At 77.9% G+C, this 529-nt stretch carries 1 protein-coding gene; it reads right to left on the reverse strand.

Annotation, left to right across the window (positions count from 1 at the left end):
* Positions 1 to 529, reverse strand: a 529-nt coding sequence (locus tag CW362_RS42955) for a TerD family protein (protein WP_206301236.1), incomplete at both ends; no start/stop codon positions are given.

Consider the following 529-nt stretch of genomic DNA (forward strand, 5'->3'; position numbering starts at 1 on the left):
CGGGGTCTGCTGGGGCGGCACGGCCCCGGCGGCGGTCCCCGGTCCGGCGTAGGGCTGCTCCGGCCCGGGCGCCGAGGCGGCGGCCTGTCGTGACCGGTCCGTGTCCGGGGTCCGGGGCGGGGGCGCCGCGACCGACCGCGCCAGTCCCTGGGCCACCGCTTCGTTGATGCTGCCCGCGAGCTGCCGGGCCTCCGGGAGCCCCTGGTCGGTGAGGAGTTCGGCGAGACCGCCCGCGTAGCCCTGGCCGACCGCGCGCACCTTCCAGGCGCCCTGCCTGCGGTAGAGCTCCAAGGCCACGACGGCGGACTCCGTGTCGAGACCGGTGAGGGTGTAGCTGGCGACCTCGAGGCCGTCGAGGCCGGTGACCGCGACGAAGGGGGCGGCGACGGCGCCGAACCGGACCGGGCCGCCGACGCCGGTGGGCAGCGCGAGCAGCACGCTGACCCGGTGCACGGCTCCCGGCAGGGCGTCCAGGTCGAAGGCCAGCCGGTGGTCGGCCGCCGCCTGCTTGGAGACCTCGAGCCCGGGA

The sequence above is a fragment of the Streptomyces populi genome (genome assembly GCF_002911015.1).
GTDB lineage: Bacteria > Actinomycetota > Actinomycetes > Streptomycetales > Streptomycetaceae > Streptomyces > Streptomyces populi.